The sequence below is a fragment of the Algoriphagus sp. genome, from assembly GCF_046296635.1.
Classification (GTDB): Bacteria; Bacteroidota; Bacteroidia; order Cytophagales; family Cyclobacteriaceae; genus Algoriphagus.
This window is the reverse complement of sequence record NZ_JBKBKZ010000006.1, coordinates 157,115-169,012: the sequence shown is the minus strand read 5'-3', so window position 1 is coordinate 169,012 and position 11,898 is coordinate 157,115. Positions and strand designations below refer to the sequence as shown.

Here is an 11,898-nt window from a genome sequence, read left to right as displayed (position 1 = left end):
TGAGTTTATATGAGCCGTCTGTGAGACTTTTTATAAAATGTAATGAGTCTAAAAGTCCAAACAAATCTAAGCTTTTAAAGTGGCATAAATTGACTTTGTATAACTAGAGTCTCAACGCTGAGAATTGACAAAATTCAAAGAAAATTCTGCTAAGAGGGATATTTTAGAAGAAATTGGAATTTGAATTTAGACTCCATTTTTATCAAGAAACCCAATTATTGTTTTTAAGTATTCGTCTCCATACTCGTTCTTTTTCAAAACATTCATTCCCTCTAAATGACCACCATCAAATTCGATGATTGTCACTTGGTTTCGTTTAGAAAACGCTAATGAATCCTCCGTTTTAGTTGTTTTATCTTCCCTGGCACAGAAAATCAAAGTTGGAGTTTTATGCTTGAGTTTACCAATTCGCTTTGCCCCTTGAGGAAGTAAAATTTCTTTTCCTTTATTAACTTTAATTCTATCCACAACTTTTTTCGGATCATGATAAAAGCCTTCTGCTAGGGTAGATATTCCAAAAAGAATAAGAAAAAGCATCCGTTTCATATTTGTGTTTTTTGGGTAATCCTATATTTAAAGATAAGGGATTTTATAATTGTAAAAAGATCTCAATTCCAGGAAGCTTATCTACAGATTCAATTCATAACCCAAATCGTCGTATTCAGCGCAGTCGCAAAAGTCACCCATAACAAGTAGGGTACCATCAGTCCTGATGCGAGCGGACTAACCTTTTTAAACTGAACAATACAAAGTACAATCGCTATCCAAAGTGGAATAATCACCATAAGTCCAAGAAATGGAGATTGCATTCCAAAGAAAGCCGGTGACCAAAGTGCATTCAGAATTAATTGTACCGTATAAAGCTTGAGCAATGCTTTTTTCTGAGGGTGATCACTTTTCCAAATCAGATAGCAAGCAATTCCCATGAGCACATAAAGCAAGGTCCAAACCGGACCAAACAGCCAACTCGGCGGATTCCAACTTGGCTTATTGAGCATTACAAACCAACTATTGACCGAAGAGAGTGTGAAAAATGCACCCAATCCGCCCAATAATTGTGGCAGGGCCAAGCTGATAATCAACTTAAGGTAGTTGGGCATGGTCAGATAGTTTCAAGTAGGGTACGAAAAGCAATAGCTTTATCTTTATAGCGTTCTTGGGTTTTAGCCCTTAGCCCTGCTGCATGCTTGCTTTCATACTCCATCATCAGCTTTAGACTATCTGTGAAATATTGGATGCAGTAATTAGTGGATCCGTCGTCGGTATCATGAATTAACCTAAAGAACTTATGCTCATGAAAAATCCCCGTATCCATCACTTCTGGAATATGAGTGCTTTTCATCCATAAAATAAAGTCCTGTTCAATGTCTGGGGATACGTTTATGGTAATATTGTAGAGGATCATAATGAGTGCGCTGGGTTTTATTACTTTTGTGGCTAACAAATATGGGACTGTAAAGTTAAAAATCCCGAAACGAATCGCCGACTAGTCCATTAAATATGCTTAACCAAGTACCAAGCCAAGCCGAATCTCGGTTCTCCAAACTGATTATTGCTAAGATTGTTATTGTTGCACTGCACCTGGTAGGGATCATTGGACTCAGCATTCCCGAATACCAAGATTTATTTTTGACTTTGACTCCAGCCCAGTTATTGTCTTCCTTAATAATAATATTGATTTTTCATAGAGGTTGGACAGATGCTTTTCCAATATATGCCGCCGCAGCTTTTTGGATAGGATTTGGATCGGAGATCATTGGGATCCATACAGGCTATCTCTACGGTGACTATGTCTATGGACCTACATTGGGGCCGAAGCTTTGGGACGTTCCACTCATTATAGGTGTGAATTGGTTTATCCTGAGTTATCTCACCGGATCGCTCTTTCGCAAAATCAAAAACGATTACTATGCCGCTTTCCTTGGTGCAATTGCGATGACTTCTTTAGATTACATCATCGAACCTGTAGCCGTTGAACTGGATTTCTGGGCTTGGAAATATGACACCATTCCCCCAACAAATTACCTGGGATGGGTGGCAGTTTCATTCCTAATTCACCTGATATACCGTAAAGCCAATTTTGAAAAGGAAAACCCGATTTCCGCATTTCTTCTAATGGCATTAATCATTTTCTTTGCAGTTTTAAACTTCACTTTGGAGGTTTGAGCAAATTTTATTTCAAATTGAGCTGGACGGTTTCCAAGATATCTTTCTGATTTCAATTAATTCTTTAACAAAATATTTAAAATCAAGTTGTCTCGGTAATGATCACAGCAATAGGGTTTACAGTTTTAGGATTTGCCGCCATGGAGTTTTCCGGCTGGTTTATTCATAAATACCTAATGCATGGACCTCTTTGGATGATTCACAAAACGCATCATCAGCCCTCGAAAACCTTTTTTGAGCTGAATGATCTGTTTTCTGTATTGTTTGGGAGTATTGCTTTGATTTTGATCTTCACAGGAGTAGACAGTTTAGATTATCGTTTTTGGATAGGCGTGGGAATCAGCCTTTATGGAGTACTTTACTTCGTACTACATGATGTTCTGGTACACCGACGGCTGAAATGGTTTGATCGACCGAAAAATTCCCTATTAAAAGGAATTTTCAAAGCTCACCAAGCTCACCACCGAACCAACCAAAAAGAGGATGCTGTATCTTTTGGTTTATTTGTAGTCCCCAAAAAATTCTTTAAAAGCGAGGAAAATTGAGCACTTATTCAATAAAGGATCTGGAACAGTTGTCGGGTATTAAAGCCCATACCCTCCGAATTTGGGAACAACGCTATAATCTTCTGAACCCGAAGCGAACCGATACCAACATTCGTTTTTATGATGATGATGACCTCAAGCTCATTCTCAATGTTGCTTTGCTTAATGACAACGGATATAAAATAAGCAAGATAGCTTCCATGGCATCGGAGGAGATGCGAGGTGAAGTGATGAAGCTAACAGAACGTACCCTTACCCACGATGATCAAATCCACGCCCTGACCATTTGCATGATCGAGATGGACGAAGAGCGCTTTGACAAAGTGCTTTCGACCAATATTTTGAAGCTGGGTTTTGAGCAGACTATGATGAATATCATTTATCCCTTCATGTCCAAAATAGGCGTACTGTGGCAGACAGGTGCTATAAACCCTGCTCATGAGCATTTTATATCTAATCTCGTCCGCCAAAAATTAATTGTGGCCATCGATGGACAAGTGGCAAGCGGTGACGGAAAAAAGTTTCTTTTGTTTCTTCCAGAGGGTGAACTTCATGAGATTTCTCTTCTTTTTGCATCTTATCTGATTAAAAGCAAAGGAAATAAAGTGATCTACTTGGGTCAAAATACGCCTAATGAAGATTTGCTTGCTGTGTATAAGATCCATCAGCCGGATTATATGCTCACCATTATTACAACCTCTCCGTCTTCTGAGTATGCTCAAGAATATTTGAATACTCTAGCAGCTCGTTTTTCAGAAACAAAAATTCTTGTCACCGGATATCAAGTTATCGGCCAAGACTTCGAAATGCCTCAGAATATGACCTTGATGAATTACATCCGAGACATCAAGGAACTCCTCGATGATTTGAACCTGAGAAATAATTAGAAATAGTTTAAGATTAAATTGATTTAATTAAACAAAGGCATTTTTCCCAAAAAATGCCTTTTTTCGTTTTTTAGAAGGTTTTTCTATCTTCAAGAAAAAATTAATGATTTTTTGTTGAATCTTTTTGAAAAATAATTCAACATTATGTTTGGATTTTGTTTAATCATTGCTAGATTTGATTCAACAAAAACAAACAGCCATGACGACTCTAGAATTTAGCTACTCACTTAACAAGCTCTCCAGCTCGTTAAAACCTTTTGCCATGAAGTTGACAAGAGATGTGGACGATGCAAATGATCTTTTGCAAGACACAATGGTAAAAGCCTTCACAAACAAAGACAAGTTTACCGAAGGCACGAACTTAAAAGCATGGCTGTATACTATCATGAAAAACACCTTCATCACCAATTACCAACGTATGGTGAGAAGAGGCACTTTTGTTGATACCACAGATAATTTACACTACATCAACTCCAGCGATTCATTGATCGAAAATGGTGTCTTCGGTAACTTTACCATGGATGATATCAATGAAGCAATTGAAAAGTTGGACGATGTCTACAAAACACCTTTCATGATGCACTTCCGTGGTTTCAAGTATCACGAAATTGCGGATAAGCTTCAAATTCCAATTGGAACTGTTAAAAATAGGATTCATATTGCTCGTAAACTGCTCAAGGAAGACTTGATGGTCTACAAGCATAAAAATTAATCCAATGCCAAAGAAACATGTGGTAGTTATAGGGTCTGGTTTTGCAGGACTTTCAGCGGCCACACATCTCGCAAGTACTACAAGTTGTTTAGTTACCCTGATTGAAAAGAACGATTCCCCAGGTGGTCGAGCACGCAAGTTCGAACATCAGGGGTTTGTTTTTGATATGGGCCCAAGTTGGTATTGGATGCCGGACGTGTTTGAGGATTATTTCTCTCACTTTGGAAAAAAACCATCCGACTACTACGATCTGATTCGCTTAGATCCATCCTATGTTGTGATCTATGGGGAAAATGATGTATTGGATATTCCGGCTGATTTGAAGGCATTTAAGAAAATGCTAGACGGTATCGAATCAGGTGCTGGTGCTCAATTGGATAAATTTTTAGCTCAGGCAAAATATAAATACCAAGTCGGAATTCACGATTTAGTAAAGAAACCAAGTCGGTCGATATTTGAATTTGCTTCTCCTGGCCTGTTGGTAGACATGATTCGGATGGATATTTTTCAGTCCATGTCAAAGCATGTCCGGAAGTTTTTTACCCACGATAAAATCATCCGGCTGATGGAGTTTCCTGTGCTTTTCCTTGGGGAAACCGCCCAAAATATTCCTGCACTTTACAGCTTGATGAACTATGCCGACATTGCCCTTGGGACTTGGTATCCAAAGAAAGGTATGCATGAGATCATCAAAGGAATGGCCACTTTGGCAGAGGAAAAAGGCGTAAAAATCCGATATTCTTCAGAAGTTGAAAAAATTGAAATTGAAAACGGACTCGCAAATAGCGTTCGTTTGAAATCGGGTGAGCTTATTCAGGCGGATATTATTGTCGCTGGGGCTGATTACCATCACGTAGACAAGCATTTGCTTGATCCTCAATACAGTAATTATTCTGAAAAATACTGGGATAAGCGGGTGATGGCACCATCAAGTTTGCTCTTTTACCTCGGCATTGACAAACGCCTCAAAAACCTCCGACACCATAACCTTTTCTTTGATGAGCCACTCGGCCCACATGCTGATGCGATATATACTAATCCCAGATGGCCCGATAAGCCACTTTTCTATGCTTCTGTTCCTTCTGTGACAGATCCAACAGTAGCTCCCGAAGGAATGGAAAATATGTTTTTGTTAATTCCTTTGGCACCAGACTTGGAAGACTCCGAGGCGATGCGAGAGAAATATTATAATATTATCATGGATCGTTTGGAGAAAATCACCGGACAGGAAGTGCGCAGCCATGTGATCTACAAGCGATCCTATGCACATAGCGATTTCAAGTCTGATTACCATGCGTTCAAAGGGAATGCCTATGGTTTGGCCAACACGCTACTCCAAACGGCGATCCTGAAACCCGCACTGAAGAACAAAAAAGTCAAAAATCTATATTATACAGGTCAGTTGACCGTCCCGGGACCCGGTGTTCCTCCTTCCCTCATTTCAGGTGGAGTAGTGGCTAGGGAAGTGATGAAAGAAAACAATTTGTAGACAAAATGGTATATTACTGCAATGGATGCAATTGCGCTATTTGACCAAACGACCTTGGAGTGTAGTCGACTCATCACCCAGCGCTACAGTACCAGTTTTACTCTTGGAATCAAGACGCTTGACAAGAAGTTACACCTACCGATCTACGCGGTTTACGGATTCGTCCGATATGCTGATGAGATTGTAGATACTTTCCATGATCATGACAAGCAAGCGCTTTTGGAGCGTTTCAAAAAAGATACCTACGAAGCAATCGAATCCCGCATTTCGCTCAATCCAGTGCTTCATGCATTCCAACTGATCGTCAACCGTTACAAAATTGATTTGGATTTGATCGAGGCTTTCCTTTATAGCATGGAAATGGACCTTGACTTCAAAACATACAACGACTCCAAATACCATGAATACATTTATGGGTCTGCCGAAGTAGTAGGACTAATGTGTCTTCGAGTATTCTGTGACGGCGATGAAGCGATGTACCAAAAGCTCAAAGTTCCTGCCTGTAAATTGGGTGCTGCCTTCCAGAAAGTAAATTTCCTTAGAGATATCAAAAGTGATTACGAAGAGCGTGGAAGAGTGTACTTCCCAGGAGTGGATTTTAATCAGTTTGACAAAACTGTCAAGACCCTGATTGAAGAGGATATCCAAAAAGACTTTAACGATTCCCTCATTGGAATAGAGCAACTGCCCAAATGCGCTAAACTGGGGGTGAAAGTTGCTTATCTGTATTATCAGAAACTCTTTGACAAGATCAAAGGACTTCCAGCTGAGACGATTACCCAAAAGCGAATTCGAATACCGAATTCTCAAAAAATCTCCCTTTTGGTCGGAACATATTTTGAATCCAAACTCGGACTCACCTAATGGAAAAGTACCTCTATTTGGGCGTAAATCTGTTTGCGATATCATACCCTTTGGCGCAATCTTTCGAACGCCGAATCAAATTTTCATCCAATTGGTTTGCCCTTTTCCCAGCGATTGCAATTACCGGGGGACTTTTCCTGATTTGGGATTATTGGTTTACACAAATGGGTGTTTGGGAATTCAATCCAACCTATTTGTTGGGAATCTATTTCTTTGACCTCCCACTGGAGGAATGGCTGTTTTTTATCACGGTTCCTTTCGCCTGTGTTTTTATCTATGAGGTATTGATTTATTTCTTTCCAAAGGACTACTTCTTGCCTCTGGCCAAGCCTTTTATATTTGTAATGATTCCTTTCCTGATTGGGCTGGGCCTACTTCATTTGGACAAATGGTATACCTCAGTTAACTTCTTGTTTGGAGCATTGGTTCTCTTGGTCCACTTCCTGATTTTCAATGATAAATATCTGGGGAGGTTCCTTTTTGCCTATCTCGTTCATTTGGTTCCACTATTGCTATGTAATGGTGTGCTTACAGGTGGAATGACGGAAGAACCAGTCGTTATCTACAACAATGCGGAAAATCTTGGAATTCGGATTTGGACCGTGCCTATAGAAGACACTATTTATTCTATGTCTCTCTTTCTCATGAATATCAGTATCTTCGAGTACCTACGAAGCCGAAAAAACAATTCCAGTCTAAAGAAGTTTAAAAGCTTATGAAAAATCTCCAGGTTAAAATTGACGATCATTCGGGCTTTTGCTTCGGTGTAGTCTATGCCATAGAAATGGCAGAAGAGATTTTGGAGGAGCAAGGATATTTATTTTGTCTGGGTGACATCGTGCACAATGATGAGGAAGTAAGCAGATTGACTCGTAAAGGTCTCAAGATCATTGATCATGAAGAATTACTTGGATTAAAAAATGAAAAGGTCCTTATTCGAGCTCACGGGGAACCGCCTTCCACCTACGAATTGGCGATTAATAATAATTTAACCTTGATCGATGCGAGTTGTCCTGTGGTCTTAAAACTTCAAAACAGGATCAAGAATTCCTTCGACAAAGACGAAACGATCTACATCTATGGCAAGCACGGCCATGCGGAAGTGATCGGACTCCTTGGACAGACAAACAACAAAGCGGTAGTTTTTCAGGACATTTCGGAGTTGGATATCCCCAACCTTCCAAAAAGTATCACACTATACAGTCAGACAACTAAAAGCACGGATAAATTTTACGAAATCAATGAAATCCTAAGGCAGAACGGCATCACTATCAACACAAATGATACGATATGCCGTCAGGTATCCAATAGAGATAAGGAACTGCGGGACTTCGCAGAAAAATTTGATAAAATCATTTTTGTCAGCGGCACAAAGTCTTCCAATGGGAAGGTCTTGTACAACGTATGTAAAGAAAAGAATGATAATACCCACTTCGTTTCAAATCCTGATCAGATCGATGACTCATGGTTTAATCAAAATGAAACCGTTGGAATCTGCGGGGCAACCTCCACGCCAATGTGGCTGATGGAGCAAGTGAAAGAACGAATTCTCAATCTTTGATTTTAACCGATTCAGCTATGAATTCGGCATCTATTTCCGTCTCTAAACCAGTAGATCCAAAGGGTCTCTTAATTGGTTGGGGAATTATTTTTCTTTGGGCAATATCGCTAGTTTTCCTTTTAAGTGTTGAGCTAAGCTGGTCTAATCCTTTGACCTATCTGGGAGTCTTGATCCAAATGCATCTTTACACCGGATTGTTTATCACGGCCCACGATGCAATGCATGGAATTGTTTCTTCAAATAAGGGATGGAATAAAGCCACAGGCTTGATCGCTGCACTGCTTTTTTCTTATAATTTCTACTGGAAGCTTTTTCCCAAACATCACGAACATCATCGCTATGTCGCAACAGATAAAGATCCTGACTATCACCCTTCAGGAAATTTTTTTATTTGGTACTTTAGTTTTATTAAACAGTATGTTACGATCTGGCAAATCTTGATGATGGCGGTGACTTTCAACGTACTGAAACTGTTTATTCCTACAGAAAACCTAATAGCCTTTTGGATGGCCCCTGCGATCCTTTCGACACTACAGCTCTTTTTCTTCGGCACGTTCTTACCACACATGGGTGAAAACTCAAACAAACATCACTCTAACTCTCAATCAAAAAATCACTTTTGGGCGTTTATCAGCTGCTACTTTTTTGGATATCATTACGAGCATCACGATTCACCAGGTACTCCATGGTGGAGATTATGGAAGGTTAAAGAGCAACAAACGGCTCAAAATCATTGATTATTGTCAATTTCTTGTCATTACCGAAACTTTTTGAGGCCATTTTGATTGTAGAGTAAAAACCAAACTCCCATGAAAATAAAGCTGACTTTTTTGGTCATTTTTCTGCTTTCAGCCCAAGCATTTTCCCAAGGAATAATCCGGGGAAGAGTACTGAACCCGGTCAATAATCAGCCCGTAGCTTTTGCAAATATTTTGGTTTTGAACACCGAACTTGGGGCCATTACCGATGAAAAAGGAGGGTATGAAATCTCAGGCATTACGCCGGGGCTTTATAATGTCCGAGCAAGCTTTGTCGGGTACAAGTCCTCCACCGCATTTGAGGTTCAGGTGACTTTGGCGAGGGCTGTTCAGCTGGATTTTGAACTGGAAGAAGATGCTGCTGAACTGAGTGAAGTCGTGGTCAACAGTGAATTTACCAGATCGGAAGAAACTCCACTTTCTGTCCGAAAGCTGAACACCAATGAAATCGAGCGCTATCCCGGCGGAAATAGGGATATCTCCCGAGTGATCCAAGCGCTTCCCGGTGTGGCAAGTACAGCAAGTTTCCGAAATGATATTTTGATCCGTGGTGGGGCGCCAAACGAAAACAAATTCTATGTGGATGAGATCGAGGTCCCGGTGATTAATCACTTTTCGACTCAAGGTTCCTCAGGTGGCCCAGTTGGAATTCTGAATGTAAATCTGATAAAAAATCTGGACCTCATCGCCGGCGGATTTCCTGCCAATCGGATGGATGCCTTGAGTTCCTTTTTTGAAATTCAGCTCAAAGACGGTCGACGGGACAAAATGGCCACACAAGTGACTGTAGGTGCTTCCGAACTGACTTTGTCCAATGAAGGCCCGCTTTCAGAAAAGACAACGTATTCCTTTTCTGCCCGAAGGTCTTACCTGCAAGGCTTGTTTAGACTTTTAGGACTGCCATTCCTCCCAACTTTCAATGACTTCCAAGTCAAGACTACAACGAAGTTAAATGCCAAAACTGAATTGACATTTATTGGTTTGGGTGCCATTGACAACTTTGCACTGAATCAAGATATTCCTAAAGACGAAACCGAAGAAGAGCGAGAAAATCGACTATACCTTCTAGATGTTCTCCCAATTCAAACTCAATGGAATTACGTCACTGGATTGAAATTGAAGCGATTTCGTGAGAATGGCTTTTGGACTTTTGTACTCAGCCGCAACATGCTGAACAATCAATCCTTCAAGTATGCAGGAAATGACAATTCTTCAGAATCAAACCTGCTATTCAACTACAAGTCACAAGAATCAGAGAATAAATTTCGAGCAGAAAACAGCATTTTTGGAAAAGGCTACACCATCAAATACGGTGTAAACTATCAGTATGCCCGTTATTTCATCAGCGATTTTGACAGATCAGTACTTTCCAGTTCAGGTCAAGTGATCAATGTAGAGTCTACTTCTTTCTTCAACCAATACGGGGCTTTTATTTCAGGAAGTAAAAATTTCTACTCAAATCGACTCTTACTGACAGGCGGACTAAGGATGGATGGCGCTGACTTTGCTAAAACTGCCTCAAATCCCCTGAATCAACTTAGTCCACGCATATCGGCATCTTACCAATTGAAACCAAATCTCTTTGCCACGGCGAATGCGGGCATTTATTACCAAAAGCCTCCTTACACCGTATTGGGATTTAGAAACAATGCTGGAATTTTTGAAAACCAAGAAAGAGACGTTCGCTTTATCCGAAACTCCCAACTCATCGCAGGTATCGAATTTCTCGTTCCTGAAAAAAACCGAAGATTCACAGCAGAAGCTTTCTACAAAAAGTACAGCAATTACCCTTCTTCCATTCGAAATGGGATTGCACTTGCCAACTTAGGTGCTGACTTTGGAGTGATCGGGAATGAACCTGTACTTTCCAATGCAGAAGGAAGAGCTTATGGTTTGGAGTTTCTTGCACAGCAGCGATTATTCAATAATTTTTACGGAATTACATCCCTGACTTTAGTACGAAGTGAATTTACAAATCCCAACACCACTGGTTTTTTGCCTTCTTCCTGGGATAATAAATTTATCGTGAGCTTGACAGCAGGAAAGCGATTTGGGAAAAACTGGGAAGTGGGAACTCGCTGGAGATTTCTTGGCGGAACGCCCTACACACCATTTGATCTTGAAAAGTCCAGTTTGATCAACAATTGGGATTTGAGGAATTCAGGAATCCTCGATTATACCCAAATCAACGCCATCCGATTGAACCCCTTTCACCAATTGGATCTTAGAATTGATAAGAAATACTTCTTCAATCGCTGGAATCTCAACTGGTATGTGGATATCCAAAATGCCTACAATTTCCAGGCGGAGCAGCCTCCCATTTTGATTCCAATTCGTGACGATGCGGGTAAACTTCTTGTCAATCCCAATGACCCATCTCGCTACCAGCTGAAATTACTCGAAAATCCAGCAGGAAATATCCTCCCTACAGTTGGGCTCATTATAGAGTTCTAAAACTTAGACCCAAGCTCAAGAAGCAGCTTGACAATTCGATCAGCTTTAGATTCATCCGAATTGGCGCTATAGATATATTCGATCCAATGCTTTTGGACCGCATCAGAGAGTTTCATGAAAATGGGAAGTTTTCCCGGATCATCCTCGAGGCAAGCAATCAATTCTTCGGGAATAGAAGTAGGTATTTCGTCACGATAAAGTTTGAAAAGGACTTGATCACCTTCTTCCTTTCCAATTGCCTGACGAATGGGTTTGGAGATCGGCATAAAGAGGAACCCATTTCCCATGGGCATCAGGTGCTTCCCTTCAAATCCAAAATCATCAATGGTTCCGGAGACTTTGAGCATACCGAATGCTTTTCCCGAAGGCAAAATTTCTATTGGAATTTTGATATAGGTCCAGCCTCCCTTTCCATGAAAACGCTCCAGAAAAAACTCACCTTCGATAATCTTTTCCATAAAA

14 protein-coding genes are annotated in these 11,898 nt (G+C 40.4%); 10 read left to right on the top strand and 4 right to left on the bottom strand.

All coding sequences use genetic code 11. The features are described 5' to 3' along the window. Positions 1-186 precede the first annotated feature (186 nt). From ACK4HU_RS06835 to ACK4HU_RS06825, 3 genes are all read right to left on the bottom strand, one after another. The gene (locus tag ACK4HU_RS06835; protein ID WP_409804667.1) at positions 187-546 is read right to left on the bottom strand and encodes a hypothetical protein; all 360 of its coding nucleotides are present in this window, start codon (positions 544-546) and stop codon (positions 187-189) included. An 89-nt stretch (positions 547-635) separates the two neighbouring features. Further along, positions 636-1,100: a TspO/MBR family protein gene (locus tag ACK4HU_RS06830; protein WP_409804665.1), complete on the bottom strand. Its 465-nt coding sequence runs from the start codon at positions 1,098-1,100 to the stop codon at positions 636-638. 2 nt (positions 1,101-1,102) lie between these two features. Beyond that, the gene (locus ACK4HU_RS06825) at positions 1,103-1,405 is read right to left on the bottom strand and encodes a DUF4286 family protein (protein WP_409804663.1); all 303 of its coding nucleotides are present in this window, start codon (positions 1,403-1,405) and stop codon (positions 1,103-1,105) included. 95 nt (positions 1,406-1,500) lie between these two features. On the opposite strand from ACK4HU_RS06825, the gene ACK4HU_RS06820 reads away from it, so the two are divergent. From ACK4HU_RS06820 to ACK4HU_RS06775, 10 genes are all read left to right on the top strand, one after another. Further along, on the top strand, positions 1,501-2,166 hold the full coding sequence (locus ACK4HU_RS06820) for a carotenoid biosynthesis protein (protein WP_409804661.1): 666 nt from the start codon (positions 1,501-1,503) through the stop codon (positions 2,164-2,166). Positions 2,167-2,264: 98 nt separating this feature from the next. Then, on the top strand, positions 2,265-2,711 hold the full coding sequence (locus ACK4HU_RS06815; RefSeq protein ID WP_409804659.1) for a sterol desaturase family protein: 447 nt from the start codon (positions 2,265-2,267) through the stop codon (positions 2,709-2,711). Further along, positions 2,708-3,598: a MerR family transcriptional regulator gene (locus ACK4HU_RS06810; protein ID WP_409804657.1), complete on the top strand. Its 891-nt coding sequence runs from the start codon at positions 2,708-2,710 to the stop codon at positions 3,596-3,598. Before ACK4HU_RS06815 ends, ACK4HU_RS06810 begins: the two co-directional genes overlap by 4 nt. A 199-nt stretch (positions 3,599-3,797) precedes the next feature. Further along, positions 3,798-4,310, top strand: coding sequence for an RNA polymerase sigma factor (locus tag ACK4HU_RS06805; RefSeq protein WP_409804654.1), 513 nt, complete (start codon positions 3,798-3,800; stop codon positions 4,308-4,310). A 4-nt stretch (positions 4,311-4,314) separates the two neighbouring features. After that, the gene (locus ACK4HU_RS06800) at positions 4,315-5,799 is read left to right on the top strand and encodes a phytoene desaturase family protein (RefSeq protein WP_409804652.1); all 1,485 of its coding nucleotides are present in this window, start codon (positions 4,315-4,317) and stop codon (positions 5,797-5,799) included. 21 nt (positions 5,800-5,820) lie between these two features. Continuing rightward, positions 5,821-6,663, top strand: coding sequence for a phytoene/squalene synthase family protein (locus tag ACK4HU_RS06795; protein ID WP_409804649.1), 843 nt, complete (start codon positions 5,821-5,823; stop codon positions 6,661-6,663). Continuing rightward, positions 6,663-7,382, top strand: coding sequence for a lycopene cyclase domain-containing protein (locus ACK4HU_RS06790; RefSeq protein ID WP_409804647.1), 720 nt, complete (start codon positions 6,663-6,665; stop codon positions 7,380-7,382). The genes ACK4HU_RS06795 and ACK4HU_RS06790 overlap by 1 nt, the downstream gene beginning before the upstream one ends. Next, positions 7,379-8,224, top strand: a complete 846-nt coding sequence (locus tag ACK4HU_RS06785; RefSeq protein ID WP_409804646.1) for a 4-hydroxy-3-methylbut-2-enyl diphosphate reductase — start codon at positions 7,379-7,381, stop codon at positions 8,222-8,224. Before ACK4HU_RS06790 ends, ACK4HU_RS06785 begins: the two co-directional genes overlap by 4 nt. 17 nt (positions 8,225-8,241) lie before the next feature. Next, the gene (locus ACK4HU_RS06780) at positions 8,242-8,961 is read left to right on the top strand and encodes a fatty acid desaturase (RefSeq protein WP_409804643.1); all 720 of its coding nucleotides are present in this window, start codon (positions 8,242-8,244) and stop codon (positions 8,959-8,961) included. A gap of 72 nt (positions 8,962-9,033) precedes the next feature. Further along, positions 9,034-11,436: a TonB-dependent receptor gene (locus ACK4HU_RS06775; protein WP_409804641.1), complete on the top strand. Its 2,403-nt coding sequence runs from the start codon at positions 9,034-9,036 to the stop codon at positions 11,434-11,436. Here the strand turns inward: ACK4HU_RS06775 and ACK4HU_RS06770 are convergent. Beyond that, positions 11,433-11,894, bottom strand: a complete 462-nt coding sequence (locus ACK4HU_RS06770; RefSeq protein WP_409804638.1) for a DUF1905 domain-containing protein — start codon at positions 11,892-11,894, stop codon at positions 11,433-11,435. The genes ACK4HU_RS06775 and ACK4HU_RS06770 overlap by 4 nt on opposite strands. Positions 11,895-11,898 lie beyond the last annotated feature (4 nt).

What these genes read in the sequence shown, in the direction of transcription:
- ACK4HU_RS06790 (WP_409804647.1), top strand. Translation starts at nt 6,663, where the DNA reads ATGGAAAAGTACCTCTATTTGGGCGTAAATCTGTTTGCGATATCATAC.
- ACK4HU_RS06825 (WP_409804663.1), bottom strand. Translation starts at nt 1,405, where the DNA reads ATGATCCTCTACAATATTACCATAAACGTATCCCCAGACATTGAACAG.
- ACK4HU_RS06835 (WP_409804667.1), bottom strand. Translation starts at nt 546, where the DNA reads ATGAAACGGATGCTTTTTCTTATTCTTTTTGGAATATCTACCCTAGCA.
- ACK4HU_RS06800 (WP_409804652.1), top strand. Translation starts at nt 4,315, where the DNA reads ATGCCAAAGAAACATGTGGTAGTTATAGGGTCTGGTTTTGCAGGACTT.
- ACK4HU_RS06795 (WP_409804649.1), top strand. Translation starts at nt 5,821, where the DNA reads ATGGATGCAATTGCGCTATTTGACCAAACGACCTTGGAGTGTAGTCGA.
- ACK4HU_RS06820 (WP_409804661.1), top strand. Translation starts at nt 1,501, where the DNA reads ATGCTTAACCAAGTACCAAGCCAAGCCGAATCTCGGTTCTCCAAACTG.
- ACK4HU_RS06780 (WP_409804643.1), top strand. Translation starts at nt 8,242, where the DNA reads ATGAATTCGGCATCTATTTCCGTCTCTAAACCAGTAGATCCAAAGGGT.
- ACK4HU_RS06785 (WP_409804646.1), top strand. Translation starts at nt 7,379, where the DNA reads ATGAAAAATCTCCAGGTTAAAATTGACGATCATTCGGGCTTTTGCTTC.
- ACK4HU_RS06830 (WP_409804665.1), bottom strand. Translation starts at nt 1,100, where the DNA reads ATGCCCAACTACCTTAAGTTGATTATCAGCTTGGCCCTGCCACAATTA.
- ACK4HU_RS06770 (WP_409804638.1), bottom strand. Translation starts at nt 11,894, where the DNA reads ATGGAAAAGATTATCGAAGGTGAGTTTTTTCTGGAGCGTTTTCATGGA.
- ACK4HU_RS06775 (WP_409804641.1), top strand. Translation starts at nt 9,034, where the DNA reads ATGAAAATAAAGCTGACTTTTTTGGTCATTTTTCTGCTTTCAGCCCAA.
- ACK4HU_RS06805 (WP_409804654.1), top strand. Translation starts at nt 3,798, where the DNA reads ATGACGACTCTAGAATTTAGCTACTCACTTAACAAGCTCTCCAGCTCG.
- ACK4HU_RS06815 (WP_409804659.1), top strand. Translation starts at nt 2,265, where the DNA reads ATGATCACAGCAATAGGGTTTACAGTTTTAGGATTTGCCGCCATGGAG.